Source organism: Rossellomorea sp. NS-SX7 (genome assembly GCF_052828565.1).
On the sequence record NZ_CM128249.1, the window covers coordinates 479,566 to 506,047 of the forward strand.

At 45.7% G+C, this 26,482-nt stretch carries 23 protein-coding genes; 16 read left to right on the forward strand and 7 right to left on the reverse strand.

The genetic code is table 11. The features are described from left to right. Nucleotides 1–139: 139 nt before the first annotated feature. Nucleotides 140–757 carry a GntR family transcriptional regulator gene (locus ACUXV2_RS02280; RefSeq protein ID WP_446245452.1) on the reverse strand — a complete coding sequence of 206 codons (618 nt, stop codon included), beginning with the start codon at nucleotides 755–757 and terminating at the stop codon, nucleotides 140–142. Between the two features lie 222 nt (nucleotides 758–979). On the opposite strand from ACUXV2_RS02280, the gene garR reads away from it, so the two are divergent. The 6 genes from garR (at nucleotide 980) to ACUXV2_RS02310 (ending at nucleotide 10,501) form a co-directional block, all read left to right on the forward strand. Further along, nucleotides 980–1,873, forward strand: coding sequence for a 2-hydroxy-3-oxopropionate reductase (garR, locus tag ACUXV2_RS02285; RefSeq protein WP_446245453.1), 894 nt, complete (start codon nucleotides 980–982; stop codon nucleotides 1,871–1,873). After that, complete coding sequence (locus tag ACUXV2_RS02290; protein ID WP_446246984.1) at nucleotides 1,873–3,303, forward strand: four-carbon acid sugar kinase family protein; 1,431 nt, start codon at nucleotides 1,873–1,875, stop codon at nucleotides 3,301–3,303. The genes garR and ACUXV2_RS02290 overlap by 1 nt, the downstream gene beginning before the upstream one ends. 92 nt (nucleotides 3,304–3,395) lie before the next feature. Next, the gene (locus ACUXV2_RS02295) at nucleotides 3,396–4,739 is read left to right on the forward strand and encodes a GntP family permease (protein WP_446245454.1); all 1,344 of its coding nucleotides are present in this window, start codon (nucleotides 3,396–3,398) and stop codon (nucleotides 4,737–4,739) included. 350 nt (nucleotides 4,740–5,089) lie between these two features. Continuing rightward, entirely contained in the window at nucleotides 5,090–5,284 is a 195-nt protein-coding gene (locus tag ACUXV2_RS02300; protein ID WP_446245455.1) for a DUF6440 family protein, read from the forward strand. A 567-nt stretch (nucleotides 5,285–5,851) separates the two neighbouring features. Beyond that, nucleotides 5,852–9,940 (forward strand): S8 family serine peptidase, encoded by a 4,089-nt coding sequence (locus ACUXV2_RS02305; protein ID WP_446246985.1) that lies wholly within the window; start codon nucleotides 5,852–5,854, stop codon nucleotides 9,938–9,940. Between the two features lie 318 nt (nucleotides 9,941–10,258). Continuing rightward, on the forward strand, nucleotides 10,259–10,501 hold the full coding sequence (locus ACUXV2_RS02310) for a hypothetical protein (protein WP_446245456.1): 243 nt from the start codon (nucleotides 10,259–10,261) through the stop codon (nucleotides 10,499–10,501). Between the two features lie 68 nt (nucleotides 10,502–10,569). Here ACUXV2_RS02310 and ACUXV2_RS02315 read toward each other — a convergent pair whose 3' ends face one another. The 3 genes from ACUXV2_RS02315 to ACUXV2_RS02325 form a co-directional block, all read right to left on the reverse strand. Further along, nucleotides 10,570–11,346 (reverse strand): putative hydro-lyase, encoded by a 777-nt coding sequence (locus tag ACUXV2_RS02315; protein WP_446245457.1) that lies wholly within the window; start codon nucleotides 11,344–11,346, stop codon nucleotides 10,570–10,572. 194 nt (nucleotides 11,347–11,540) lie between these two features. Then, nucleotides 11,541–12,479, reverse strand: a complete 939-nt coding sequence (locus ACUXV2_RS02320; protein ID WP_446245458.1) for a nucleoside hydrolase — start codon at nucleotides 12,477–12,479, stop codon at nucleotides 11,541–11,543. Nucleotides 12,480–12,757: 278 nt separating this feature from the next. Next, nucleotides 12,758–13,252 (reverse strand): lactoylglutathione lyase family protein, encoded by a 495-nt coding sequence (locus ACUXV2_RS02325; RefSeq protein ID WP_446245459.1) that lies wholly within the window; start codon nucleotides 13,250–13,252, stop codon nucleotides 12,758–12,760. A gap of 119 nt (nucleotides 13,253–13,371) precedes the next feature. Between ACUXV2_RS02325 and ACUXV2_RS02330 the strand changes: the two genes are divergently transcribed. The 4 genes from ACUXV2_RS02330 to ACUXV2_RS02345 all read left to right on the forward strand — a co-directional run bounded on the left by ACUXV2_RS02330 (nucleotide 13,372) and on the right by ACUXV2_RS02345 (nucleotide 17,357). Beyond that, entirely contained in the window at nucleotides 13,372–13,713 is a 342-nt protein-coding gene (locus tag ACUXV2_RS02330) for a winged helix-turn-helix transcriptional regulator (RefSeq protein WP_446245460.1), read from the forward strand. Nucleotides 13,714–13,886: 173 nt separating this feature from the next. Further along, nucleotides 13,887–14,678 (forward strand): aminoglycoside N(3)-acetyltransferase, encoded by a 792-nt coding sequence (locus ACUXV2_RS02335; RefSeq protein WP_446245461.1) that lies wholly within the window; start codon nucleotides 13,887–13,889, stop codon nucleotides 14,676–14,678. Nucleotides 14,679–15,038: 360 nt separating this feature from the next. Next, entirely contained in the window at nucleotides 15,039–16,280 is a 1,242-nt protein-coding gene (locus tag ACUXV2_RS02340) for an MFS transporter (protein ID WP_446246986.1), read from the forward strand. A gap of 369 nt (nucleotides 16,281–16,649) precedes the next feature. Further along, nucleotides 16,650–17,357 carry a DNA alkylation repair protein gene (locus ACUXV2_RS02345; protein ID WP_446246987.1) on the forward strand — a complete coding sequence of 236 codons (708 nt, stop codon included), beginning with the start codon at nucleotides 16,650–16,652 and terminating at the stop codon, nucleotides 17,355–17,357. 185 nt (nucleotides 17,358–17,542) lie between these two features. On the opposite strand, the gene ACUXV2_RS02350 is transcribed toward ACUXV2_RS02345, so the two are convergent. After that, on the reverse strand, nucleotides 17,543–18,079 hold the full coding sequence (locus ACUXV2_RS02350; protein ID WP_446245462.1) for a hypothetical protein: 537 nt from the start codon (nucleotides 18,077–18,079) through the stop codon (nucleotides 17,543–17,545). A 189-nt stretch (nucleotides 18,080–18,268) separates the two neighbouring features. Between ACUXV2_RS02350 and ACUXV2_RS02355 the strand changes: the two genes are divergently transcribed. After that, nucleotides 18,269–19,309: a zinc-binding dehydrogenase gene (locus ACUXV2_RS02355; protein ID WP_446246988.1), complete on the forward strand. Its 1,041-nt coding sequence runs from the start codon at nucleotides 18,269–18,271 to the stop codon at nucleotides 19,307–19,309. Nucleotides 19,310–19,468: 159 nt separating this feature from the next. Here the strand turns inward: ACUXV2_RS02355 and ACUXV2_RS02360 are convergent, their stop codons facing one another. Both ACUXV2_RS02360 and ACUXV2_RS02365 read right to left on the reverse strand, forming a co-directional pair. Continuing rightward, complete coding sequence (locus ACUXV2_RS02360) at nucleotides 19,469–20,413, reverse strand: MBL fold metallo-hydrolase (RefSeq protein ID WP_446245463.1); 945 nt, start codon at nucleotides 20,411–20,413, stop codon at nucleotides 19,469–19,471. Between the two features lie 117 nt (nucleotides 20,414–20,530). After that, nucleotides 20,531–21,835, reverse strand: a complete 1,305-nt coding sequence (locus ACUXV2_RS02365; RefSeq protein WP_446245464.1) for an MFS transporter — start codon at nucleotides 21,833–21,835, stop codon at nucleotides 20,531–20,533. 297 nt (nucleotides 21,836–22,132) lie between these two features. Between ACUXV2_RS02365 and ACUXV2_RS02370 the strand changes: the two genes are divergently transcribed. The 5 genes from ACUXV2_RS02370 to ACUXV2_RS02390 all read left to right on the forward strand — a co-directional run bounded on the left by ACUXV2_RS02370 (nucleotide 22,133) and on the right by ACUXV2_RS02390 (nucleotide 26,125). After that, complete coding sequence (locus ACUXV2_RS02370) at nucleotides 22,133–22,861, forward strand: hypothetical protein (RefSeq protein WP_446245465.1); 729 nt, start codon at nucleotides 22,133–22,135, stop codon at nucleotides 22,859–22,861. Beyond that, nucleotides 22,858–23,601, forward strand: a complete 744-nt coding sequence (locus ACUXV2_RS02375) for a hypothetical protein (protein ID WP_446245466.1) — start codon at nucleotides 22,858–22,860, stop codon at nucleotides 23,599–23,601. The genes ACUXV2_RS02370 and ACUXV2_RS02375 overlap by 4 nt, the downstream gene beginning before the upstream one ends. 192 nt (nucleotides 23,602–23,793) lie before the next feature. Then, complete coding sequence (locus tag ACUXV2_RS02380; protein WP_446245467.1) at nucleotides 23,794–24,135, forward strand: PadR family transcriptional regulator; 342 nt, start codon at nucleotides 23,794–23,796, stop codon at nucleotides 24,133–24,135. Continuing rightward, complete coding sequence (locus ACUXV2_RS02385; protein ID WP_446245468.1) at nucleotides 24,132–24,650, forward strand: hypothetical protein; 519 nt, start codon at nucleotides 24,132–24,134, stop codon at nucleotides 24,648–24,650. Before ACUXV2_RS02380 ends, ACUXV2_RS02385 begins: the two co-directional genes overlap by 4 nt. A 2-nt stretch (nucleotides 24,651–24,652) precedes the next feature. Beyond that, complete coding sequence (locus tag ACUXV2_RS02390) at nucleotides 24,653–26,125, forward strand: serine hydrolase domain-containing protein (protein ID WP_446245469.1); 1,473 nt, start codon at nucleotides 24,653–24,655, stop codon at nucleotides 26,123–26,125. Nucleotides 26,126–26,482: the final 357 nt, after the last annotated feature.

Here is a 26,482-nt window from a genome sequence, read left to right on the forward strand (position 1 = left end):
GAGTTGATATTCGAGGGGCTGGTGCCGGAGGTTAGAGCTTTAGCTCCGGCTGCCAGACCCTTTTAGCATGAATGTGCTTTTTTCCGTGCTGACATATGACTCAAGAATGGGAACAGCCAACTTATATAAACTAAAAAAACTACCCCCGCATCACATGCAAACAAAACTCTAAATCCGCCTGTATATGCTCCTTCATCAACCGCTCTGCCTCGTCTCCATTATGCGAAACAATCGCATCATAAATCTCCTGATGCTCGTCAATCAAGAAGGGACGGTTGTGATAAACGACCGTTTTCCTGAATAAATAGATGATTGACTGCATGCGTTCGATGGTATCGACCATGACGGGGTTGTTGGTGGCGTTGACGATGATGTCGTGGAATTGTTTGTTGGCTTCCATGATTTCTTCGTTTGTGCCGTTACGGCCGATATCGATACACTCTTTCAGTTGGTTAAGGTCCGTTTCGTTCATATAGGTAGCGGCCAACCGGGCTGCGAATCCTTCTAGGAGGATGCGGACCTGGAAGTAGTGACGGAGGTCCATGTCGGTTGGATTGACGACGCGCTTTTGTTTGACGAGCCCTTCCTGTTCGAGTTTTCGGATGGATTCGCGGATCGGTGTCCGGCTCACTCCGAGTTGTTCCGCGAGTTTTTCCTCGATCAGCTTTGTGCCACGTTCGAGTTCTCCGTTCAAGATTTGATCCCGTATATATTCATATGATTGCAGATAGGCGTGCTGCTGTGTTTTCTTCTTCAACTAAATCGACTCCAATGAAAGACTTCCTGTTTGTCTTTTTTACTTATTCGGCTATTAAAATAATGCCCTTCCTAAAAGTATAGAACGAGTTGGAACGATTTGAAAGTTCTAACGGAAAATAATTTTGTATACATTTTAAATAATTTTGTATACAAAATATAAATTATTGTGTACAATTGGTGACAACAAATGAAAACGCTTTATCATCAGGAGGGATTTTAGATGAGACTAGGATTTATTGGTCTTGGCATCATGGGGAAACCGATGTCACTGAATCTAGTGAAAAGTGGCTTCGATGTCACCGTGTTTGATATTAATGAGTCAGCAGTAGAAGAGTTAGTGAGTTTGGGAGCACGTGGAGCCCGTTCACCAAAAGAAATAGGGGAAATGAGTGACATCATTTTCACGATGCTTCCTAAGGGAGAGCATGTTGAAAGTGTTGTCTTAGGTGAAAGCGGTGTCATTTACGGGGCGAATGATGGAGCGATCGTCGTTGATATGAGCTCGATCTCTCCCGTCCAATCCAAGGCAATTGCCAAAGCCCTTGCCGTAAGGGGGATGGAAATGCTTGATGCTCCCGTGAGCGGCGGTGAGCCGAAGGCGATCGACGGAACGCTTGCCATAATGGTCGGAGGAAAAGAAAACGTCTATGAAAAGGTGAAACCATACTTTGATGTGATGGGTCAGGATATCACGCTTGTTGGAGACAATGGGTGCGGTACGACGGCGAAGCTTGCCAATCAGATTCTGGTGAATGTCCATATCGCTGCGATGTCCGAGGCACTGACGCTGGCGGCAAAAGCAGGAATCGATATCAAGAAGATGTACGAAGCAATCCGTGGAGGTTTGGCTGGAAGTGCGGTGCTTGATGCGAAGGTTCCGTTGATCTTAGAGCGGAACTTCGTAGCAGGCGGGCGCATTGACATCAATGCGAAAGACTTGACGAATGTGATGGATACAGCCCATTCGATCGGAGTGCCGCTGCCACTGTCAAGCCAGGTGCTGGAGATGTATCACTCCTTGATGGCAGACGGCAAAGCAGCTGATGATCACGGTGGACTCATCCAACACTATGAAAAGCTTGCGAATTTTGAAGTAAAGGGTGTCAGCCAGTGATGAAAACAAGACATTCCGATGAAATCCTATCATCCTATCAATCTAGTAATGAAGAGAAAGTAAACGAATGGTGGGAAAAAGTCAGACCCGGGTTTACGCACAAGATCATTGTCCTTGATGACGATCCGACTGGTGTCCAGACTGTCCACGGCGTTTCGGTGTATACCGACTGGGAGGAAGAAACGATCGAGCTTGGCTTCCTGGAAGACCGGCAGATGTTCTTCATCCTGACGAACTCCAGAGCCTTTACGGCAAAAGAAACCGAGCAGGTCCACTGGGATATTGCGGAACGAACAGAGATCATCTCAAAGAAATTGGGCATTCCATATCTGATTATCAGCCGCGGGGATTCAACTTTGAGAGGACATTATCCCCTTGAGACGGATGTACTGAGACGTACAATGGAAGCAGAAAGCGGCGAACGTGTGGACGGAGAGGTCATCCTTCCGTTTTTCAAAGAAGGCGGCCGTTTAACGGTGGAAAATACTCATTTCGTTCAGCAGGAAAACGAACTTGTGCCAGCCGGTGAAACCGAATTCGCGAAGGACCGGACATTCGGCTACAAGTCAAGTCATTTAGGGGAATGGGTCGAAGAAAAGACAAAAGGCGTGTTTCCTAAAGAAGGCGTCACGTACATTTCACTGGAATCCATCCGGAGCCTGGACATTGACGGGATCACTGCACAGTTGCGTCAGGTGAAGGACTTCGGCAAGATCGTTGTCAATGCGGTTGAAGAATCGGATGTCAGAGTTTTCGCGACGGCACTGATCCTCGCCATCGGGGAAGGGAAACAATTCATCTTCCGGACTGCGGCTGCCTTTACCAAGGTGATCGGGGATATTTCTTCACGGCCATTGTTAACGAGGGAAGAGCTGATCAGTGAGGAAAGGGAGAACGGCGGCCTGGTCATTGTCGGCTCTCATGTTAAAAAGACGACCGATCAATTGAACGCGCTGAAGGAACTGTCCACTCTGCACTTCATTGAGTTTGACGCACATCTGGTACTCGATAAAGAAGCGTTCGGTCAGGAAATTGAGCGGGTGAGACTTGAAGCGGAAACGAAGGTGGCCGGCGGAATCAGTACGGTCATTTATACGAAGAGGAAGCGGCTTGATCTCGGTGACGGGATGGAAGAGCAGGAGCTTCAGCTGTCCGTCGAGATTTCAAATGCGGTCACGAGCATCGTCCGTAATTTCTCCGTAAGGCCGAATTACCTGATTGCAAAGGGAGGGATCACCTCCAGTGATGTCGGCACAAAAGGGTTATGTGTGAAACGGGCGACCGTTGCGGGACAAATAGCACCGGGGATCCCGGTCTGGCAAACAGGCGAAGAGAGTACGTTCCCATTCATCCCATACGTCATTTTTCCAGGGAATGTAGGGGCTGTCACCACGCTAAGAGATGTCGTTTCGACACTTGAGAGTATTTAGGGATCAATGCAGGGCCGCCTCTTTCTAAGGGGATGCTGGGCGGTTCCGCTTGTCATAAAAAAGAGTTTCATATAACAAGGGGGTAATCAAACATGGTTACAGGGAATATGTTGATTGTGATTTTCTTACTAGCGTTAGCAGCACTTTTCTTCTTGATTTTAAAATTGAAGGTTGAACCATTCCTTTCACTGATCGGGGTTGCATTTGCAACGGCTGTCGTGATCGGGATGCCGCTGAATGAAGTGGCGTCCACCGTGACCCAAGGATTCGGGAATACATTGACGGGCGTCGGGATCCTGATCGGACTCGGTGTCATCTTTGGCCAGTTCCTCGGAGCATCAGGTGCGATTGAAAAAATCGCAGCCGCTGTATTAAAAGCATTCGGTGTGAAAAAATCACCTGCTGGTCTTGCCTTGACGGGTACGGCCGTTTCAATCCCGGTATTCTTCGATGCGGCATTCGTCATCTTAAGCGGATTGATTAAAAGCTTATCGAAGAAAACGGGAATCTCCGTTATCTCATTTGTCACAGCACTCGGTGTCGGATTGATCGTCTCACATAACATGATCGCTCCGACGCCAGGCCCGCTTGTCGTTGCAGAGAACACGGGTTCAGACCTTGGCTTATTCATTCTTTACGGAATTCTTGTGGCCATCCCGGCAACGCTTGTCGGCGGATATTTCTACGGATTATTCATCGGTAAGCGCATGAACCATTCAGGTGCCGTTGAAGAAGTTGCAGTAAGTCTTGAAGATGCACCGAAAAAAGAAATCAGCACAGGACTGAGTTTCTTCATGCTGGCACTGCCGATTGCGCTTATCTTGCTCAACACATTATCTCAGCTGCTGTTCCCGGATACAGGACTTGCAAGTGTACTAGGTTTCATCGGCGATAAGAACATTGCCCTGTTCATAAGTGTGATCGCAGCCATAATCATGCTCAGACCATATATCTCTGTTCCAAACAGCAGATTGTATGCTGAAGCGATTAACTCTGCGGGGATCATCATCCTGGTGACTGGTGCCGGCGGCGCATTCGGTGCCGTTATCAATAAGAGCGGCATCGGTGATTATCTCATCGCGACGATGCAAAGCTGGAGCATCCCTGTTCTATTGCTTGCGTTTATTTTCTCACAAATCCTTCGTGCATCACTCGGTTCAGCAACGGTTGCCCTTGTGACTACATCCAGTATCATGGGGCCGATGGCAGTAGATCTTGGTGTCTCACCAATCTTACTCGGGCTTGCCATTTGTGCCGGTGGAATCGGACTATCCCTTCCGAATGATTCAGGATTCTGGGTTGTGAACAGGTTCGGTAAACTGACTGTTCCACAGACACTTAAAGCGTGGACACTTGGTGGATTTATTGCCGGATTGACGGCGATTACGACGGTTTTGATTTTGAGTTTGTTCTCCGGGATTCTTCCTGGGTTGTAAGATCATGATAAAGGTCCCTTCCTCAGATAACGTGCTGAGGAGGGGCTTTTTAGTGTGTGGAGATAAAGAGGTGGGGGTGCTTCGGCAGATAGAAACCGTCAAAGTACATTTATAGAAACGGTCGGGCCATTAAAACAACTGGTAATGTATTACCACGGTGAGGGACGGGCTTTTATCATAATCCAAGGGACCTGTCCCCTTGGCACACCCAATGTATATTGGTATAACTACGACAGCCATACTGGAGACACTGCAGCTATATGCTATACAATAGAGATAGAAAGTTTGAAAAGTATGAGATCTCTTGTGGTACAGGTCCATAAACCATTGATTCAAGGAGGTTTTCGGGGATGTTTGGTAAAGGTTCCAAAAACAGATTTGACGTTGTACATAAAGAAAAAATAGGCGTTTTATCAGGTTGTAAAGTGTTGGTGGATAAAGAAACGGGAGTTCAATATTTATTTAGCTGGTACGGAGAAGGCGCTGGAATAACCCCATTGCTGGATAAAGAAGGGAAGCCGATTATAAGAGCTATTAATGAATAACAGGCGTCGAGACTGCCGTGCGTTCTTACCGGGAAAAGTGTAAGATTCCGGGGAGTTTCAGCGCTGTGTTTGTATTGGCCACCCTTGCCCTGCTGACGCTGGGGGCCATTCGTTTTTGGTCATGAGTGGCAGAACGCTTGAAGGCCCGTCCCTCGTTACGGTAACACATTACCGTGATGAGGGACGGGCCTTTTTTTATTTATGTCCATTCAAATATGCAGTGTGAAGCCGCAGGCTCAGCGATTGGGGTTTCTCCGACCTTGATTCCCACGTAATGTTGGAAGGGGACTTGTTTCCGTATTCCAACCTGATGTTGACCGGTCTCTGGGACATTAGCAAAAACGGGACAAGGGACCTGTCCCCATGTCCCACAGTTTTCCCAACTTGTTCGGTTCTTTTTGGGATATTTTTACTAGGTGGATCTGTGAAAATTCATTGAAAATCAGCCGATAGTCTCTCTTTTGTTTGGCGAAGAACACAGGGTTTTTCCCAATACATCCTGTGCCACTCCGTGTGGTATCGTGAAGTTGTTGGAAAATTTAGATAAAAAGGAGTTGCAATCATTTGATGAAAACCAAAAAGAAGGTATTGATATACGCCTTAGGGGCCGGCATGATCATGAGTTCGGCAAATATACCCGGCGTGAACGTTTTAGCGGAAAAACCAGCCTCCATCGAAGATGCTCTTTCAAACTTAACTCCCCAGCAGCTTGAAAACTACAAACAGCTTCAAAGTGTCGAAAAAGAAGGACTTTTTCTATCTCCGAATGTAGATTTAGACAGTAATGATAGTGTTAAAGTGATTGTTCAGCTTGACCATCACCCTGAAAAAGTGGCTCTGCTTAAGGCCAACTTGGAAGGAAAAAAGCTTTCCAAGGAAGAAGCCAAAGAAAATGTGGCGAATGACCAAAAAAAGCTGAAGAATGAACTGGAACGTATGTTTAAGAATAAAAGTCAATCAGGATATAAAATCGGTAGGTCGTATGAAAACGCCATGAATGGTGTTTCATTAGAGGTTCCTGCCAACAAAGTGAAAGAATTGCTGGACTTGGATGTGGTAAGGTCGATATGGAGTGATGTTGAAGTACAGGTGGAACCGCCTGTCACAACGGGTTCTGAAGAACAAGAAGAGAAGTATGTAGTCGAAAGTATGCCGCATTTAAAGATTGACCAATTACATAGTGAAGGTTTCACTGGTGAAGGTATCAAAGTGGGCGTGCTTGATACCGGGATCGATTACAATCATCCGGACCTAGATAGGGTCTACAAAGGCGGATATGACTTTGTCGATAATGACGATGACCCGATGGAAGCCACTTATGAGGATTGGAAGGCTACAGATGGGAAACTACCGGAGTTTTACGGTGGTAACTCGTATTATACGGAGCATGGGACTCATGTTGCAGGTACGATCGCGGGTGAAGGGGATAACGCAGACTCCGAATTCAGTGTGAAAGGGGTAGCCCCTGAAGCGGATCTACATGCGTATCGTGTTTTGGGTCCATACGGAAGCGGATCAAGTGAAAATGTCATTGCGGGGATTGATAAAGCCGTAGAAGACGGAATGGACGTTATCAATCTATCATTGGGGGCGATGGTGAATGACCCTCTCTATCCAACAAGTGTCGCGATCAATAATGCTGTCCTTAGTGGAGTGACTGCCGTGGTATCCGCTGGAAATAGTGGAAGTAATGCCTTCACTCTCGGCTCACCAGGTACGTCTGCACTTGCTCTTACAGTAGGGGCTAGCGACGTTCCAATCGGCATTCCTACATTCAACGGCACGTATGGTTCAAATGAAGTTCATCTTCAGTTGATGGCAAGAAATTTCAGTGATGATATTGCAGGCTTGGAAGGCACAAGCTATCAACTAGTAGATGCAGGACTTGGAGGAAGCACTAGTTACAGGGGAATACAGGACGAGATTGAAGGAAATATCGCACTTGTGGCTCGCGGCTCACTTTCTTTCGTAGACAAAGTTAAGTACGCCAAAGAAAATGGTGCCAAAGCCATCATCATCTACAATAATATCGAAGAAGAAGGTCAGATCCCTTATTATCTTGGTGAAAGCATGGATTATATCCCAACTTTCTCACTTTCGAAAGAAGAAGGCGAAAGCTTAAAGAATAGCCTGGCGGAAGGTAAAACAATTACGTTCAGCGATTTAGGGGAATTCAAAACTGAAGGAGATAAACTGGCAAACTTCAGCTCCAGAGGTCCTTCAAAAATGAATTATGATATCAAACCTGAAGTCGTGGCTCCTGGAGTGTCTGTCCTATCTACCGTACCGTCCTATATCAATGATAAAGAAAATGGTTCGTATCAATATGCGTATACTCGATTATCCGGGACGTCAATGGCATCACCGCATGTCGCAGGGATCGCAGCGCTTCTTTTACAGTCTAATAAAAGCTATTCACCTGCTGATGTGAAATCAGTCCTGATGAATACAGCCGACCCTCTGAATGGGGATTACAGTGTATTTGAAGTCGGGGCTGGTAGGGTTGACCCTTATGAAGCCATTCACTCAAGGATGAACTTCCAGATTGTCGACGAAACAGCAACCATTTATAACGGAGAAGAAGTGACGATTGACGAACGAACTGGGGGCATGAGTTTTGGTCTGAACTATGTTGATGGAAAACCATTGCATAAGCAACGTACGTTAGAAATCTTCAATACTGGAGATGAGAATAAAACGTTCGAAGCAAGTGTCCATTTTACAAGTAAGTCCCTTGACGCAGCAGAAAACGACGTTACTCTTTCATTTGATGACAAGTTGACAATCAATGCAGGGAAATCCAAGAAAACAAAAGTATTCCTGGATGTACCGGCAACGGCTGCTAAGGGCTATTACGAAGGATACGTCAAGTATGTGAATAGTGAAGATCCAACTGAAGAATATCAAATTCCATTTGGGATCAGGGTATCAGAAGAAGGGATCGAAGACCTTGAGGCATTTAACTTCTCTACGAAACAAAACAATCAATTTGGTACACTTTTTAACTTTACACCTGGATCATTTGTATTGCGTTCCCCAATGGAGAAACTGAGCATTGTATTGGTGGACCCTAAAACGAATAAGGACCTTGGACTGGTTGGGTCCATTAATCCAAGAGGGATAAAAGAAGGACAAAGAATCATTCTTAATCCCATTTTCTCAGGACACTACTATCCGTACACCGGGGATAAGAACAATCCATTCTCTGTCAACCCTGCACTTGCACCGGAAGGCCATTATAAATTGAAAATGGTGGGCGTGAATGCAAAAGGAAAAACCTTCACTAAGGAAACGGATACGTTCATCGATAATACTGCACCGGAAATTGAAGGCAGCTTACCTACTGGTGTATACGAATATGCACCAGGCACAGAAACAGTACCATTCTCTGTGAAGCTATATGATAAAGAAATCGATGATATGAAAGAAGCGGGCTTCGATGTTGATCAGTCAAACAATTTCATCACGTATTATTGGGCCTCACCGTTCCCGAGTCCAATCCCGTTATTTACGGATGCTGCTGGTAATTTAGATGAAGAAGTTGCTATGCATCCTCGCTTGAATCGTTATCCATTTGCGATGTTCGGATATGATTCAGTGGGTAATTTCGCCGTGAATGGGCCAATCATCAATCATTTTGTGACAGAAGGGACACAGTATTCCACCATTTCAAGCAATAAGAGTGAAGTGAAAGCGGGAGACGAGTTCAAATTTACAGTATCAGCTCATAACCTGGACCAATTCAAAAAAGGGAACTTTACGGTTACGTTTGATAAAAACGAAATGATCGTGAAGGATGTCGTCTTCAATCCAGCATTCAGCCCTCAAAGTGATTCGACAATCACATATGAGATTCAACAAAAATCATCGTACCAAGATAATGTGAATGTCTCGGTTTCCATTGACGAAGATTCAGATCTCAAGGTAACAGGAGATACACCGATCTTTGATGTTATATTGGAAGCGAAAGAAGTTGATTATGGTAAGCGGAACACAATGAAAACACCATTGGTAACAAGTTCCTATGTCAACACGGATGGACAAGAGACAAAAAATATCATGGGGTATTACAGTGGGGATCATGTTGAATTGTTACGCAGTTATTCCGAAGCTCGTGGCAGCATCATTCCACAAGGGTTTTACGGGGCGGACGGATCATTTGATTATGATAAAGATTTCTCCAATGCGCCAATTTCTTTAACTGTGACCGATGCTGATGGGAAAGAATATGAAGGTGAAGTGAAAGATACTCGATTCAAAGTACCGGGATTACCTATAACGGATCAACCATTCGATATTGAGGTCAAGATTCCTGGTCACTTCCCAGCGAACAATTCGTTTACCCTCTTTGAAAAACGTGGCGATCGAATTCTCGGAACGTGGCATGATGTGTTCCTCAGAAGACAAGATGCGGGCGATGTTAATCAGGATAGCGTAATCGATATCTTCGATGCAGTCGCAATGAAAGAACACTGGGGATCAGATAAAAGGGAAGCGGATCTGAATTTCGACGGAGTCATCAATGAAGAAGACTTTGAGCTTGTCGAATACAATTACCTGGAAACTGATCCGGGCGTTGACAAAGCTCCTACTCCTAAAAAGACATATAAAGGGGAGACGTTGGAGAGCATTAAGAAGGAATTAGGCATAAATTAATAGGTTAGGAAGGAAGTAGATCCGTTTGGATCTACTTCTTTTTTCATGGGGGACGGGGTTTACCACTTACAAGCAATTGAGGGATGCAGGGACTTTAGAAATTAAAAACCCGGTGACAGGTAAGTTCATAATGATATGCCATGAAACCAGGAGATGCTGCTGCTCTCCTTTTTTATAGGTGGAACGGGTTTTGAGTATTCTGAAGAAAGAGGGTTTTGGGACAAAGTTGTAGAAGGTATATTCATGGTCCATTTTTGTATGGGTTGATCACAAAGGGTCATCGTTCCTTTTAATAGAAAAGGTGACAGGGGTGTTAACGTGTTAAAAAGATTCTTTCTTGGAATTAAGATCATACTGATTGGAATAGGCTTTTTTCTGGCCGCAAATGAATATCTCAGTGAATCCTGGCTGATCATCGGGCTTTTTTGGCTGGTCACAGGCGTCGAGACTGCCGTGCGTTCTTACCGGGAAAAGGGTAAGATTCCGGGGAGCTTCAGCGTTGTGTTCGTATTGGCCACCCTTGCCCTGCTGACGCTGGGGGTCATTCGTTTTTGGTCATGAGTTTAGAAGTTTAGAAGGTCCGTCCCTCGTTACGGTAACACGTTACCGTGATGAGGGACGGGCCTTTTTTATTTATGTCCATTCAAATACTCGTCATTCTTCCAATCGGTCACAAACATATGCCCCGGGGCGTGCGTGATCATATATGGGATCCCGGCCTGAAGCGCGACGGCTTGAGGGGTGACGCCGCAAGCCCAGAACATCGGGGTTTCTCCGTCTTTGATTCCAACGTAGTCGCCAAAGTCGGGCTGTGTGATATCCTCTATGCCGATTTCACCGGGATCTCCAATATGAAGCGGGGATCCGTGCATTTCCGGAAATAAGGAGGTGATGTCGGATGCTTTTTGCACCAGGGCATCGGGAACCGGCCTCATCGATACGACGGTGGACCCTTCAAACACACCCGCTTTCTCGGTCGGGATGGACGTTTTGTACATGGCCACATTTTTGTTTTCTTCGATATGCCGGAGCGGAATCCCGCCTTTGATCAGCTGACTTTCAAACGTAAAACTGCAGCCGATCAGGAAGCTTACGAATTCACCTTTCCAGCAGTCATCGATCCGATGTTTCTTGTCTACCAACTGGCCATGTTCATATACATGGTAGAGGGGGATATCAGTACGGATATCTGATCCTCTCGCATATTTAGATTCGAATTGACCTGCTTCGAGTACTTCGATGATCGGGCATGACTTTGGATTCCTCATCGTGAACAGCAGGAAGTCGAAAGCATATTCTTTGGGGAGGACGACCAGGTTGGCCTGTACATAGTTCTGGCAGACGCCGGATGTATGGGTGTTGTGGTCTCCGTATCTGATGCTCTTTCTTAGGTCTGACGGTAACATGGTTGAAGGCTCCTTCCTTATTGGATATAGAGATTCTATGATTCTTGGATTTTTATCATTGTAACATGAAAGGGAGGAGCGAGGGTGTTGGGTGGGAACTGCTTTGAGATTCGTTACAATCTTAATGCGTGGTGGAAGGGGACTGTCTTTTAGGTATTTATTCGAAACAGGACAAGGGACCTGTCCCCACGTCCCTACTTCTCCCCCGAAGAACTCATGACTTTTATAAAATCCTTTAAAAATGCCTCATAATCCAATTCCAAATAAATATTGCTGTTTTTCTCAGCCGGTTTGGAACTGACTCTGAAGTCGGCGATAGAGGTGCCCATTCCGCTGCCTGCGGTCAGGACGTCGACGTCCCTTCTGATTGTCTTGCCCATTGACGGGTTCACCATCAGGGAAAGGGTCACGACGTCGTGCATCGGGGCGCCGCTGATACCGGGTACGAGTTTCTTGTAGGCGTCTATATAGTACTTCATGACATCGTCCAAGATTTGGACGAGGGGGTGATCGGTCATTTCTAAGATGGTTTGAACGTGTTCCATCGTTATGATCGCTTTGTTTGTGACGTTCAGGGGTGCAAGATAGATATCATTGAATTCCTTCATAACAAGGTGTGAAGCGGTTGGGTCTCCATAAAAATTGGCTTCTGCTGAAGGGGTGACGTTTCCCGGGACGAAGAAGGCACCTCCCATGATATAAAACTCCTTCACGTCTTCCGTCAGGTCTTCCCCTAATAGGAACAAGGAGGCAAGGGACGTATTTCTGCCAACATCCACAATCGTAAGCCCCTTGTTGTCACGGATAATGGTGTATAGTTCTGAAAAGTTAGTGAGTTCCATTGAAATTTCCTCCGGTGGACGAATGGGGCCGAGTCCGTCTTCACCGTGGATTTCCGGATAATATGTTGGTGTCTCACCTGACGAAGGGGCATTTGTGCCTCCTATGATCGGAACATCTTCCCTGCCGGCAAGGTGCAGTAAATAAGCAATATTGTCTGTCGCCTGCTCTTTGTCGACGTTGCCATAGCTCGATACAATCGCAAGGACTTCAATTTCAGGATTGAGCAGCGCATACATGATCGCAACGGAATCATCGATGCCGGGATCGGCAAACAGAATGATCTTTTTCATAATTCATTCTCCTCGCATTTTTATTTGAGGTGTTTTCTATAACGTATCGATTGGAACAGGAGAATATTCCATCGGATGGTTTTGTAATTTTTCCGGTTCAACAGTGAATGGAAAGTGGACAAAACACTGTGGAAGGACGTGAGATTGTTCCTCTTGAGGGTCTATATCAGGATTTGAATGGTCTTCACTAAAAGAACTGTACAGGCAGCTAAAAGGTGAATAGAAATGGATGCAAAAAGGCAAACACATCGACGTGTTTGCCTTAAAACTTGGGCTCCTTAATAGGCACCCAGTGAATAAGTCAGCTCATAGCTGTGCGTGTAGATTTCAAAAATATTTCCGAATGGGTCTTCGACGTAGACCATTTTAAATGGTTTTTCCCCTGGATAGTATTCGCGGATGGGCATGCGCTGTTTGCCTCCGTGGGCTTTGATCTTCTCGACCATGCCTTCAATATCCGGGTCCTGGATACAGAAGTGGAAGATGCCTGTCTTCCAGTATTCGAAATTGTTTTCAGGCTGTTCATTTTCAGGGAATTCAAAGAGTTCAATCCCGATTTTATCACCTGTTGCCAGATGGGCGATGCGGAAGCTTTCCCAATCGTTTCCGAATACGTCACGGCACATCTGTCCGATCGGTGTGTCGTCATTTTTCACATCGGATGGTTCCATGATGACGTACCACCCGAATACTTCTTTATAAAAATTCACGGCTTGTTCCAGGTCTGGAACGGAAAGGCCGATATGAGAAAAAGTTCTTGGATATGGTTGCATGTTGTATTCCTCCTTTTATTTTTGACAAGTCTTATTATAAATCCGTAAGCTTTTATTATGTAAGAGTGCACTTTTTTGTGAGAAACTAACCTAAAAGTAAGTAAGGGGTGAATGTGAGCGTGGAGAAGAACGTGCAAGTCGATGATCAAGGCAAATTGAAGTGTTCAATTGAATATACATTAAACAAAATCGGCGGTAAATGGAAAACGGTGATTCTGTGGCATCTGGGTGTTGAGGGGACCTACCGTTACAATGAGCTGCGCCGTCTTCTGCCTGGAGTCGCCCATAAGGTGCTTAGCCAGCAGCTGAAGGAATTGGAGGAAGATGGGTTGATCAACAGGAAGCAATACAACGAAATCCCTCCGAAGGTTGAGTATTCGATAACTGAGAAAGGCATGACGCTGAAGCCTGTGTTGGACGCGATGCATAGGTGGGGGACGGAGCAGGATGAAGGGGTTTGATGAGAAGGCTGGCTGATGAATGTCGGCCTTTTTTTATTTGTATTGACTGCTGTTCTGCAGGCAGAAAAACCACTGGATGTTTACCTGCTGAATAGAACAAGGAATTCCTCTCAACATGTCGTACTTGTCATATAGATACTAAATTGATACAGGTTCGAGAGGTTGAGAGGCTCATGGGAAAAGGGAAACTCATAACGAAAAATCAAATGATAAAAGACTTGGAAACATTAGGTGTGAAGAGTGGAATGACGGTCATCGTGCATTCTTCTTTAAAATCAATTGGAAGAGTTGTTGGCGGTCCGGTTTCTGTTATTTTAGCATTGGAAGAAACCGTTGGAAGGGACGGGAATATTGTCATGCCTACCCAGACCGAACAGCTTTGTGATCCGGCTGAATATGAGAGCGGTTATACAGATGAAGAGATGAAGGTCATTCGGGACAACATGCCGACGTACCATCCGGATTTGACACCGACGTGCTATATGGGCTTCATCCCGGAGACGTTCAGGAAGCAAGACAGGGTATACAGGAGTGCCCATCCGCACACATCATTTGCGGCATGGGGGAAGGACGCTGCATACATAACAGAACACCATGCAATGGATTTCGCCTTGAATGAGTCGTCGCCACTGGGAAAGGTGTATGAGTTGGATGGATCGATCTTACTTCTTGGTGCCCCAGCAGATTCGAATACCTCACTGCACCTTGCCGAATACAGGCAGGACAACACCTTTGCTAAAGAAAAAATATGGGATGTAAAAGTGAAGCAGGGTGATGGAGAGGGTTGGACAACGTATAAAGACATCAACAATGAATCAGATGATTTTGATAAACTATTCATCGATTTTGAGCGGGACACAAACGATGTGACAAAAGGGAAGATTGGTGAAGCAAGGAGCTATTTGATTCCAATGAGGAAAATGGTTGAGTATGCAGTTGGGTGGATGAATGAAAATAGGGGGTGAAATGTGGATACCCCCTGGAAATAGCGAATACCCAGAAAAAGGACAGGCAGGCGTTGATAAAAACCATTGCCACCCCTCTTTTCCTCTGCTACGATTATCTTACCTTTAATAGAAACGGGGGTTTTTCTTTTGACAGCTTCAATGAGATTGCGTTCCGGTATTTCAATTGCTAATTGAATACGGTTGGGGGCTCTGCCTTTGTTCAGGGCGATGGGATGGATCTGTCTGTCTTTAAGAAAACCAATGTTTGATGACGGTTATTTTTAAAAGAGGGGAGGAGTCTCCCTTCTTTTTTAGTGTCTTCATATAGGCTGGGCTTGTTTTTATCAACCTTATAGAAATGAGTGGATATAAATGAATATGGGTAATGGCAATGATAAGGAAAATTGGCTGAGGAATATCATTCTCTTTTTGAGCAGCCAGACGATTTCGCTGTTCGGATCGGCGCTGGTGCAGTATGCGATCATGTGGCATATCACGTTGACGACGGAGTCAGGATTGATGATGACGCTGTTCATCATTTGCGGGTTCATCCCTACGTTCCTTTTGTCACCGGTTGCGGGTGTGTGGGCGGACAGATATAACCGGAAGCTGTTGATCATGCTGTCGGATGGGCTGATTGCATTTTCGACGTTGATTCTCGCGATTCTCTTTTTGATGGGATATGATTCGATCTGGCTGCTGTTTGTCATGGCGGCGGTCCGCGCACTTGGGACCGGCATTCAGACACCTGCTGTCGGGGCGATTTTACCGCAGATCGTTCCGAAGGATAAATTGACGAAGGTAAACGGGATCAATGGGAGTATCCAAGCCGTCATTATGTTCGTGGCCCCGATGGTCAGTGCGGCATTGCTTGCGATGGCTTCGATTGAAATCATCTTTTTCATCGATGTCATCACGGCGGCGATTGCCATCTTCACACTGCTTGTTTTCTTGAGGATTTCGGTGCATCAAAAGGCAGCGGATAAACAGACGACGAGTTATTTCAACGACTTCAAGGAAGGCTTGCAATACGTCAACAGCCACGGGTTCCTGAAGAAGTTCTTCCTGTTCTTCGCGATTTTCTTCGTGTTGATGGCCCCGGCTGCCTTTTTGACGCCGCTGCAAGTGACACGGAGCTTCGGTAATGATATCTGGAGACTGACCGCAATTGAGATCGCCTTCTCTGTCGGTATGATGGCGGGCGGCGGAATCATTGCCTCATGGGGAGGATTCAAGAATAAGATTGCAACCATGACATTGGCAAGCCTGATCATGGGGTTCTGCACCTTTGCGCTTGGTGTCGCCCCGATTTTCTTGGTGTACCTGGTGTTCATGGTCCTATTCGGAATCGCTATGCCAATCTTTAATACACCGACCATGGTATTGCTTCAGGAGAAGATTGAAGAAAACTATCTCGGAAGGGTGTTCGGTGTGATGGGGATGATCTCGACATCGATGATGCCAATTGGTATGCTGATCTTCGGCCCCATCGCAGACATCATCGCCATTGAATGGCTCCTTATCGGAACAGGTGTATTTACCATCCTGCTCTCCGTCATGCTTGGACGCGATCAAGTATTGATTGAAGCTGGGAAACCTGTGTTGAGCAGTGAAGCGTAAATTGTATGGAAAGGGCTGTCATCATGGCAGCTCTTTTTTTGTTGGAGGAAAAAAAGAAACGAAAGAGAATACTAATACTAAACGGAAACTGATAAGGAGGACTGGGATATGAACAAGGAAATCACACAGGAAAGCGAATTGCCGAAGATAAGCAAGCCTGCTGAGCGCGGACTTCATAACGCTGGGTTTTACCGGCTGGAGCAGTTTGTGGAAGTGACGGAAAACGATCTCTTGAAGATACATGGGGTAGGGCCGAAAGCGGTGAGGATTTTGAAAGAGACTCTCGGTGAGAATGGGCTGTCGTTTGCGGGAAATAAGAACGGGAAAATCGAAGAAGCAGTGGTGAAGGAAGTCAAGGGAGTAGAGAATCTGGATGCCGAAACAGTGATGGAGGAACTGGAAGCGCTCGGCAAGGAACGGTCGAAGAAAATGTACATATCCAATGGGGCGAAGGAGCCGGTATTTGGCGTTGCGACCGGTGCGATGAAGCCGATTGCGAAGAAAATTAAGATCAATCAGCCGCTGGCGGAAGAACTTTACGCTACCGGGAATTACGACGCCATGTACTTTGCGGGCATCATCGCCGATCCAAACGCCATGACCGAGGCGGATTATGACCGCTGGATGGACGATGCGTATTTTTATATGCTGTCGGATTATGTGGTTGCCGTGACGCTTGCTGAATCCCATATTGCACAGGACGTTGCCGATAAATGGATCGCTAGCGGAGAAGAGCTGAGGATGTCGGCGGGGTGGAGCTGCTACTGCTGGCTGCTGGGGAACCGGAAAGACGAGGAGTTTTCCCCAGAAAAGCTTGCGGGTATGCTTGAAAAAGTGAAAGAGACCATCCATGATGCACCGGAACGGACGAAATCCGCGATGAATAATTTCGTGTACACAGTAGGGATTTCCTATGTGCCGCTTCATGAAAAGGCGGTCGAAATCGCGAACGAGATCGGGCCGGTTGAAATGAAACGGGATGAGAAAAAGACCAGTATTCTGAAGGCTTCAGACGATATTCAGAAGTTTGTGGATAAGGGAAAGATTGGATTTAAGAGGAAGTATGTGAGGTGTTAGATGGATGGGGAGGTGTTTCCTGATACTAAATCGGGAACCTTCCCTTTGTTTTATTCATTGATAATCGTTTGATTGTCAGTAAAATCAGGGTTGCTAACGAAAAGTCCAATCGCCGAAGTCGTCCCCTGAGTAAGTTTTTGGCTCAAATGTGATCATGCTTCTTTCAGGTGGATCTGAAGGTAAGGTTAACTAGCCCCAGGTTCAGTAGGTTGTATATAAATAACGGAGCTTTCTATAATGTTTGCACACCCACCAGAGATGAGGATTCTGACATCGGTTGAATCGGTTGTTGGATAATTAAGTCCATCAAAGAGATAAGATCCTGGAGAGTCTGGTATACCCACAGTATCAATAAGCACATTATCAATCAAAAGAGTTCCTTGCGCATGATTACCACCATTCTCCCAAATGACTTCTATGGAATCAATTACCCTGTTTGGTACTACAGGAATACTATATTCGTCGCCTGGATATAGCCATCCTTGAGGGCATATAAGGGGGACAACGGAAATCCCAACTACTTGATTACAGTCAAAAATAATAGGTGAATGATCCAAAGTTTCGCCAATAATGCAGTTATTCTTAATCATTTTAAAGATAAAAGTTTCTTCTCCTCCAGCATATAAGATTCTTATTCTAGAACCTTCACAAATGTTTTTCAATTCTTCGCAAATACATGAAGTTCTAGATTTAGATGGTTTACAGTGACGTTTTTTTGCCATTTTAACACCGCCTGTCATCGATGAATTGTATGATATACTATTCATATTTTACTAGAGGCGTGCAGTTAACTTGTACGTTGGTAAAATGACTAAAGAAAGGAATAAAAGAAATAATAAGTTCGATATTCTTTTTATTCTATACACCATGAGGAGTTTTTGAAAATGGGAACTGATCAGAAAGAGATGACGATGAAAGCGGTACAAGTAACAGGATATGGCGATGTGGATAAGCTAGAGGTAGTGGATATTCCGATTCCTGAGCCAAAAGAACATGAAGTTCTTGTAAAAGTGAAGGCTTGTGCAATTAATAATACTGAAATCTGGATGAGGGAAGGGGCTTACGGCAAAGGCACCAAATCAGGGTGGCGGCCGGAAGGTGTACAATTCCCGCGGATACCCGGCTCGGACATTACAGGGGAAATCGTGAAGGTCGGAGGTTCGGCTCTTGAATCGATGCTAGGCAGGGATGTTGTGCTTTTTCCGTTTACGTCCAGTGGAGAAAACGGGTCTGAACATATTTCAGAAGATATGTCCTTCATCGGTTCCGAGTATGACGGAGGATATGCTGAATACGTTGTGTGGCCGGCAGAACTCTGTTTTGATATGCCTCTCTCCAGTTATTCCGAGAGTGCTGTTTTTTCAGTGAGCGGATTGACGGCATGGCATATGGTCAGCCAGATTGGGATTCAACCCGGGGAAACCGTCTTGGTTACAGGTGCGAATGGAGGGGTTGGATCGTTAAATGTACAGATTGCGTCCAATGTATTTGGGGCGAAGGTTATTGCTGTCATTGGTGACTTGGATGGAGAGGAACGACTGAAGGAATTGGGCGCGGCCCATGTCGTATCCTATCGCTCCGAGCATCTGGCAGAAGACATCCTTCAAGCAAATGGGGGGCCAGTAGACTCCGTGCTGGATGTTGTGGGAGATGCTTTATTTCACACCTCTCTTCAGGTTCTGAAAAAAGGGGGCAAGTTCTGTACATCAGGCTCTGCCGGGGGTCAGCAGACCACGCTGGATTTCAGGACATTGTATTTAAAACATATCACCATGTACGGATCTGTGCTGGGGACAAGGGCAGAGTTCAAAGAAATGCTGAAGGCCATTGGGGATGGGAAAATAAAGCCTGTCATCGATAAATCGTTCCCATTGGAAGAAGCAAGAGAAGCACAGGTATACTTCAAGAATAAGGGGAAGTTAGGGAAGATTTTATTGCTTCCGGAAGAGTAAATCGATTTGTGTATCGGCTATGTGGAATGACCATGGTGGGAGTTTATCACTTGAAGCCCGGGAAGCATTTGAAGAAAAGCCAAGTCCAAGTGGATTTGGCTTTTTTATGTTGTGCAGGATTTGTGTAATTTAAGGACGTTTTAACCGGTTTCAGGTTTTTCATTCAGCATAAAAACGATACATTCTTGAAAGATTGTCTCTGATTCCATTCACGCCTCTCCAATTCAGATACTCGGAAGGGGGTTCGAAGTCAGAAAGGAATGATTCCAGCGGGACCCTATTTTCCAAGGCTTCTTTTGATTTTTTCATCAAGAAAGATACATAATCGGATACTGTCTCAGCCAAATCTTTATTTCCGACATTCCCATGCCCAGGGACTAAGATGTCAATCTCCATTTCCTTTACGTGCTTCAGAATGTTGATGAAATCATCAGGGTTAAAAATGGGGACGTGCAGCTCTTCATTCACTAGATCACCCATGAAAGCAATGTTCTCTTGGGGCAAATACATGAATGTATCACTCGGGGTATGCCCTCCGCCGAGGCAGTGCAATTCCACCTTTCTTTCTGATCCTTCAATGATCAGCCTGTCTTCAAAAAGAACGGATGGCAGGACGATTTGCAAATGGGGTAAGTCATCCAGCACCTTTGACATTTCGTTATGCTGATTCGTCAGACTGGCTTTGATGATGGGATCTTGGGTGGAATGGATTCGGGTTTTCAAGTTAGTCAGATAGTCATTTGTTTCTTTTATTTCTTTCTCGACATCTTCCAATTTATTTTTTTCTTTGCACCATTCCTTCGTCAGGGACGTGGAAATGATAGCCGCATCACTGAATGCCTGATTGCCGAATACGTGATCCCCGTGGTAGTGGCTGTTGATGAGATACTTTACCTTTTTACCTGTGAGGGATTCCGCTTGTTTTCGTAACTCATGGCCGGCTGAAGGAGTGGTGAATGAATCGAAGATCAATAATTCATCACCAAGGTCCACGATCCCTGCGTTACTCCAGGCACCTCTGCCCGAGATTGAAATCGCGGCGTATACCCTGTCGGATAGTGTGTGTAGTTGAAAGAATTCCGTTTCTTTTATGAATGTTGTCAAGCTTGCTCCCCCCGTGTAACAATTTTGTTCTCTATATTATTTTGCATGGGGAACATGAACTCCTGCAAGGGTATGGAAAAAGGCCTGCCGCTGCGAAACCGGGAGGCAGACCTTTTTTCATTCATGACTTTTTTGCTTCGATCCTACAAGAAACCAAATCATCGCCAGGATCAGGATAAGCGAAACAATTCCTCCGCCTATGGATAGGGCGGGGTAACTGGAAAACGCAACGATGACGCCTGACAGCACACCGCCGGAAGCCCCGGCGAGTGCGACGAAGACGTCCACGGATCCCTGGGTCTTTGCGCGGGTAGCGGGATCGGTCGAGTCGACAAGGATTGCCGTCCCGCTGATCAGTCCAAGGTTCCAGCCGAGGCCGAGAAGGGCAAGCGCAATGGCGAGAGCCAGGATCGAATCCGGCGGTGCCATCGCAGCAAGGATCCCGGAAGCGAGAAGCGTAAGGGCAGATGCGAGAACCATAGGCATCCGTCCGATTTTATCAACCAGGATCCCGGTGATAAGTGACGGCAGGTACATCGCACCGATATGGATGCCAATGATCAGACCGATCTCAGTCAATCCGTGTCCATGATGCCCCATATGGACGGGGGTCATCGTCATGACGGCGACCATGACGATCTGAGTCAAAATCATGACGGTCGCCCCCAGGATAATGCCCCGCTTGTTTCGCGTGGAAGAAGTAGTCGCTTCAGCTGCGGTGCCGTCATACCCTGCCTTCAATGGAACAGAAAGTGCTTTTGCCACAAGGTATGGGTCTGGGCGCATAAGGGCGTATATGACGATCCCTGCGAGGGTGTAGGCAGCGAAGGCCAAAATGAATGGTCCTCCAAGAGGAGGGATGCCGATCGATCCGGCAAATCTGCCCATCACATCAACCAGGTTGGGTCCGGCAACCGCCCCGAATGTAGTCGAGACCATGGCGAAGCTGACCGCAGTCGCTCTTTGGGAAGGCTTGGCCAAGTCTGTCCCTGCATAGCGCGTCTGCAGGTTCGTTGCAGAACCCGCCCCATAGATCAGGAGCGATATGAAAAGCAGGGTGATGGAACTGGTGACAGCCGCAGCCACGGCCCCGATTGCCCCTATGCCTCCGATGATGAAACCGATGGAAAGACCGATCCGTCTTCCGTGGCGCTGAGACAGCCGTCCGACAAAGAGGGCGGCACCGGCTGAACCCAGGGTGAACAGGGCAACCGGCACTCCGGAGAAACTGTCTGTCCCGAGCATATCCTGAGCGAGAAGGGCCCCGACCGTTATCCCAGCAGCAAGCCCGGCGCCTCCAAAGACTTGGGCGATCATGATGATAATCAATGTTCGTTTATAAAGTGCATGTTGATGCTCCGAAGAGTCCTGGCATCTTGTGATGGCTTCTTCATTGATGGCTAAATTAGAATTCGTCTTCATTTGTTATTCATCCTATTCAAGGGTTTTAGTGAGAGATTATCAATCTTATATTCTCCTGAAAATTTATGTAAGTCTATTTCATTATATACGCAAGTGGGTATAGAGGGAAGGCGAGAATTTGGAGCTGGAACCACGGGGACAGGCCCCTTGTCCCACTCTCATTAAAGGCCCGTCCCTCGTCACGGTAAGGGATTACCGCAGTGAGGGACGGGCCTTTTGGTAATTGGTACTTAATGCTAAAATAAAGGATTATAATGGAAGTGACATTGATTTTTTTTAGAGAAAGGAAAGGGGAGCATGTTCAATTTTAATTATTCAGCCGATGCTGTATCCATAGGGTTGGATGCCGCTGTATGGGGGCTCATCGGGTTGGCAGCATTTATTCTCTATAAAAGACAGCAGGTGAAACCGAGGGTGTGGAAGGTGGTCGTGGTCATACTGGCAGGGCTGTTCTCATTCTCGTTCAACTGGGAGCTGTCGGGGACTCTGTTGAAGTTTCCTGTTTTACCGTTAGGTGTGTGGGTGTTGTATGGGGTTTTGAAGAGGGAGGAAGGAAGGTGGGACCGATACCGGTCGTTTGCCTGGCTAGGGTTTGCAGGCAATTTCATTTTTCTGGCGGCTGCCCTCGTATCGATGCCTCTTTATGCAATGGTGTATCCCGAGAGTGATGCAGCTACGCACATAGCAGATGCGGATCAGGCTTTCATCGTACGCGTTCATCCGTCAGGGGAAGAAGGGCAGATTCTAGATAGGGATAGATTAGTAGAACAGGTGCCGTCGATGAATCGGGAGAAAGTCGAAAGTGATGTATGGTACGAACAGATGTATTTGAAATCAGATGGCTATAAGAACAAGAATGAGCGTTTTCCTTATCAGGTTGTCGGAGTTTCATCGAAGTGGGGGAGCGGGATGGAACCGGTCATTTATGTGGAAGGGGACGGGAAGGGAGTCCTTATTTCCACTTCCCGCGAACAATATTATTTCAGGTTCGATGAATCGATTATAAAGGAGGGGGCGGCGAGATGACAGGGAAAAAGAAAGGATTCGTGATAGGAGGTTCCCTCTTTTTACTGGCAGGGATTCTTGCAATCTACTGGTTTAATTTTTCAGAACCTGCTCCTCTTCCGGGTGAGGAACAGATGATCACGGAAATCAATGAATTGCTGCCTGAGGCGGATGCTGGGGAAATCCAGGAGACGATCCTCGTCGGCGACAGGCATGCTGTCGCTCCTTTTATATCAAAAGAAGGAACCTATGGTGTCAGCAATTGGATTTGGAAGCAGCACGAATGGAAGCTTGGCACAGTACGGACGGCAGGTGAACCGAAGATATGGAAAATAGATCCCGATGATCCGTCGACTTATCGGATCGTATGGAATATTGATTCTTCAGAAAAAAGTCTCCATACGCTGGATTTCTATTTTATTAGGGAGAGGCACTGGTCCATTTCATACGATAAGCATCAATATGATCCAAGTATCCAGATGAAAAAGGAAGTCTCTTTTCAAGAGCATCCGTACGGGGTCATGAAGATTCCGGATGATTGGATTGCCGTGATGAAAGCAATGAACAACGGGAGTTCGGGTAGAGCGTCACCCTTGTTTGATGATTTTATCCTACAGCCTCACTTGAGTTTAGGCTGGATTCCGCTTGATGAAAACGGGGAGGAGACGTTTCCTGAAGGTGCGGTAAATGGATCGAGTTTTCAGAATGGGAACCTTAGGGAAGAGCATATGACGCTACTTAATTTGGAAGAGGTTGAGTGATGGGGGGATCAGTGGGTACCTCTCCCCGTACTGATGGATAGACCTTAAGATCATGAAGAATAAGTTATTAGCAGATTCCTGTTCAAAAGGGATCTGTTTTTTTTTCATTACTCTTATTGAATGTAAAGATGCTGATAATCTTTATAAAAATATATACTTGATAGAAATATATAATTATGTTAAATTTTTCCTATGAATAGAACGAGTCTAATTAAAGGTCACTTAGATATGTGTGTATTGTCCATTCTGTCAACGAAGAAAAGCTACGGGTATGAAATCATGAAGGAGTTGGAGGAACACCATTTACAATTGAAAGGAGTAGGAAGTATTTATCCAATTCTGACTAAGCTGAAAGAATCAGGTTTGGTTGATGATTCTCGTGAAATGACGGAAAGCGGGAAAGTGAGAGTTTATTATGAAATAAATGAGAAAGGGAAAATCGTTTTGCGGCAGAAAATAAGTGAGTGGCTGGATTTACAGAACGATATCAAAACGCTTCTTAAAAGCGGATCGGAAGGAGATGGGCTGGGGTGAATATAAACGGAATGACGATTCAAGAAAAGAACTATATAAACGAAGTGTTAGACGAGTTAAAACGGTATCACATCAGTTCGAATGATAGAAAAAAAGTAAAACAGCAGTTGATGGAACACATTCAGGTCTCCCGCGAACATGGACTTGATGGAATAGGGGAATTAGGGGACATAGAGACATTTGTGAAAGATTATATGGAGATCAACGAGATCGACCTCCATTCTCACATCAAAAGTATACAAACTTCAAAGATCGAAACAAGACGACCGATTGTGATTGCTCTCCTTGCGTCTATGGCTGCCTACCTCATTTCGCAGCTCATCTTCTCTCTATTCCTGACAGAATCATTCAGCCCTTTGAGGTCTTCAGATTATGATTACAATATCCTTTATCGAGTAACAGAACATTCATGGTGGAATGTCCTGCTCATCCTTACAAGTTTGACGATTTCTTTGTTTGCCGGCTCGCTGATTTTATTTTTACATAAGCGGAAGCTCAGGCAGGCGGGGGGATGAGTATGCAGAAAGTTCTCATCAAAGCACTAATCATATGTGTTCTTTACAGTGTCTTGATGCCTGCAGGTCAGGTTCCGGCAGCTGGGGGTGTGAGGGGTCAGCTCGATCGTTATATTGAATATTACTTGGAAGAATATCGGGTCCCGGGTGCATCGATCGCCATCGTGCGTGATAAGGACATCTTTTATTCTAAATCGTGGGGTGTCACCGGTGAGTCAAAGCAAAAAGTGACCACTGAAACTCCTTTTACAATCGGCTCCATAAGTAAATCTTTAACGGGATTGGCCGTCATGACATTGGTGGAGGCAAATCTCATAGAATTAGAAGATCCCGTCCAAAAACATATTCCCTGGTTTACACTGCAAGATAAAGATGAAGCAGCACACATCACCATTAAACATTTGCTTACCCAAACAAGCGGTATTGGCACCTATGCGGGTCTAGCCTTATCTGACCAAGAATCCGTGAGTGACAGTGCAATACGCGATCATGTAAAATCCCTCGCTGACGTTGAACTGAGTGCAGCTCAAGGGGAAAAGCACCTATATAGTAATGCGAATTTCTTAATTCTCGGGGCACTCATTGAAGAAGTGACGGATCAAAGGTTTGGAGAAAATGTGGAACAAAGCGTGATGAAGACATTGGGCATGAAGAATGCAGCCGCCGATCGAGATACTGCGTATGAAAAAGGGTATAGAAGAGGGTATCAGTCATGGTTCGGACTACCTAGGAAAAGCACAGTTGAATACGATAATGGAGGTTCTCCTTATGGATACATGACCGCTAGTGCCAAGGATATGGTCCAATTCGTAACTTTTCTCAGCGGGCGGCAATCCAATGATATGTTAAATAAAGAAAATATGGATCTTTATGTAACTCCCCATACTCAAACGGGTGAAGACAGGTATTATGGTTTGGGAATCCGTATCTCAAACCCGGGCTCAGAGGAGGAAATGATCTGGCATTCCGGTGCGACACCTGATTCACACTCAGAACTGTTCATTCTCCCGGAAACCGGATGGGGAGGAGTCATTCTTACAAATAAGAATAATGTCCTGGAGGAAGAGGGTCTCTACTACCTGAAGATGGGGATCATTGATATCTTGAATGGTCATGATCCAGTTGAGATCCCAGATCATACACCTGTCATTCAATCGATTCTTCTCTTATTTTCAGGTTTACTTGCAGTGTTATTCATTTATTTCATAAGAATCCTGAGGGCGGAGCGATTTACAAAAAGAGGAATATGGGGGCTGATGGGATCCATTTTTCTTGGCATCTCTATGTGTCTCATTCCGCTGCTGATTTATTATACACAATCACCATGGCATGCAATCAGGGTATTTTCACCGGATACAGCGCTTTTGGTCATTGGGGTGTCGTCACTGTCGGCATTGAATGGCATAGCATTGCTGATTATAACAATCAAGAATAATAGGAAGGTTCCTTTAGAGCGTCCAAGCAAGTTTCTATGATGTCTGCCCCCGCCAATGTGGGGGCAGAGTTTACTTTGGCTAGCGGATCGTCCTCTCTTCGTTTCATCTCTTCTGCATGTGGGGTCTCTCCCCGCCACTCAACTTCAAGCATTAGGAAATATGTATCTAGTAGTCTATTTTTAGCCGAAAACCCATCCGATTTCTCTCTGAATAATTTAAAAAAGACAAATTTATCTTTTACAAGCTTATATAGGGATTAAAATTGGCGGCTGGAATCTGCAAAACCTCGTTGAGGGACAGGATTCAAGCCACTTTTTCATTTTATAAGCCACATTTCAGGTTTACGAGCCAGATTTTAAAAATACAAGCCAGATTCTTGATATTCAAGCCACATTT

Excerpts from the sequence above, each read along its gene's own strand:
- ACUXV2_RS02390 (WP_446245469.1), top strand. The coding sequence starts at position 24,653 with ATGCAGAAAGTTCTCATCAAAGCACTAATCATATGTGTTCTTTACAGT.
- ACUXV2_RS02375 (WP_446245466.1), top strand. The coding sequence starts at position 22,858 with ATGACAGGGAAAAAGAAAGGATTCGTGATAGGAGGTTCCCTCTTTTTA.
- ACUXV2_RS02305 (WP_446246985.1), top strand. The coding sequence starts at position 5,852 with ATGAAAACCAAAAAGAAGGTATTGATATACGCCTTAGGGGCCGGCATG.
- ACUXV2_RS02290 (WP_446246984.1), top strand. The coding sequence starts at position 1,873 with ATGAAAACAAGACATTCCGATGAAATCCTATCATCCTATCAATCTAGT.
- ACUXV2_RS02370 (WP_446245465.1), top strand. The coding sequence starts at position 22,133 with ATGTTCAATTTTAATTATTCAGCCGATGCTGTATCCATAGGGTTGGAT.
- ACUXV2_RS02300 (WP_446245455.1), top strand. The coding sequence starts at position 5,090 with ATGTTTGGTAAAGGTTCCAAAAACAGATTTGACGTTGTACATAAAGAA.
- ACUXV2_RS02295 (WP_446245454.1), top strand. The coding sequence starts at position 3,396 with ATGGTTACAGGGAATATGTTGATTGTGATTTTCTTACTAGCGTTAGCA.
- ACUXV2_RS02315 (WP_446245457.1), bottom strand. The coding sequence starts at position 11,346 with ATGTTACCGTCAGACCTAAGAAAGAGCATCAGATACGGAGACCACAAC.
- ACUXV2_RS02335 (WP_446245461.1), top strand. The coding sequence starts at position 13,887 with ATGGGAAAAGGGAAACTCATAACGAAAAATCAAATGATAAAAGACTTG.
- ACUXV2_RS02350 (WP_446245462.1), bottom strand. The coding sequence starts at position 18,079 with ATGGCAAAAAAACGTCACTGTAAACCATCTAAATCTAGAACTTCATGT.
- ACUXV2_RS02380 (WP_446245467.1), top strand. The coding sequence starts at position 23,794 with ATGAATAGAACGAGTCTAATTAAAGGTCACTTAGATATGTGTGTATTG.
- ACUXV2_RS02320 (WP_446245458.1), bottom strand. The coding sequence starts at position 12,479 with ATGAAAAAGATCATTCTGTTTGCCGATCCCGGCATCGATGATTCCGTT.
- ACUXV2_RS02325 (WP_446245459.1), bottom strand. The coding sequence starts at position 13,252 with ATGCAACCATATCCAAGAACTTTTTCTCATATCGGCCTTTCCGTTCCA.
- ACUXV2_RS02365 (WP_446245464.1), bottom strand. The coding sequence starts at position 21,835 with ATGAAGACGAATTCTAATTTAGCCATCAATGAAGAAGCCATCACAAGA.
- garR (WP_446245453.1), top strand. The coding sequence starts at position 980 with ATGAGACTAGGATTTATTGGTCTTGGCATCATGGGGAAACCGATGTCA.
- ACUXV2_RS02355 (WP_446246988.1), top strand. The coding sequence starts at position 18,269 with ATGAAAGCGGTACAAGTAACAGGATATGGCGATGTGGATAAGCTAGAG.
- ACUXV2_RS02340 (WP_446246986.1), top strand. The coding sequence starts at position 15,039 with ATGGGTAATGGCAATGATAAGGAAAATTGGCTGAGGAATATCATTCTC.